The sequence below is a fragment of the Paenibacillus sp. y28 genome, from assembly GCF_037137075.1.
In the GTDB taxonomy this organism is placed as follows: Bacteria; Bacillota; Bacilli; order Paenibacillales; family NBRC-103111; genus JBBBNV01.
This window is the reverse complement of record NZ_JBBBNV010000111.1, coordinates 1-756: the sequence shown is the minus strand read 5'-3', so window position 1 is coordinate 756 and position 756 is coordinate 1. Positions and strand designations below refer to the sequence as shown.

Here is a 756-nt window from a genome sequence, read left to right as displayed (position 1 = left end):
GGGCGTCCCCGTCCTTGTTTCTTAGCGGCGGGGAACTCGTAAGCAGTGGCGCTAGCTTTCGCCTTGGTGACCAGATCCAGGCGAACTCCGCCTGCCGCCTGTTCTTGCTTCCATCGGGTCAACGCCGGAACGGACAGGAAGTAACGATCAAGCAGCAGCAAGGCGCTACCCAACACCTTCGAGGCGGCGAAGCCTTGACCGATCATTTGCACCACATGGGATGCCAACTCTGGCGTTTGTTCCTCGGCCGCACGCCAGTTCCAAATGGTCTTCACGCCATCCTGCAGATTCATGAACAGCGCAAACAGAACCACTTGACGGGCGTCCCGGCCAACACGCCGATGGCTCCGAACAGATGGCCAAAAATGTATTCCCCTTTGGACGAGTTTTCAGATTCTTGGTGCATCTTCTTCACGCCGGGCATGCGCCTGCCTTCCTTAGATTGCTTCATGCCATCGCCAACCAGAACGATGCGATCGTCCATGGTCATGAGCGGAGCCCACTTGCCGACCACTTGGAGCCAGGTTACGCGCAAGGATTCCAAGGACCACGCCGAAGAACGAAAGAAATGAATCAGCGACTCGTAGTAACGCGACTTCAGCGCAAGGTCACGAACAATGGAGGTGACTCCTGCATGATCAGAGCGCAGCATCAGTCCGACCACAATGGTGACGAACCAACCGAAGGTGGACTTTCGGGAGAAACAAGAACGAAATGCAAGTAGGATTGTGTTCATAAATGTGAGCATGGTTATGG

At 55.3% G+C, this 756-nt stretch carries 1 protein-coding gene and 1 pseudogene; both read right to left on the bottom strand.

Going from position 1 to position 756, the window contains the following annotated elements; genetic code table 11:
* Window positions 1-314: pseudogene (locus WBG83_RS22530) on the bottom strand (hypothetical protein); the annotation flags it as partial.
* Window positions 290-756 (bottom strand): transposase (locus WBG83_RS22525; protein WP_336747633.1); only part of this gene is annotated, 467 nt, incomplete at its 5' end. The pseudogene WBG83_RS22530 and the gene WBG83_RS22525, both read right to left, overlap by 25 nt.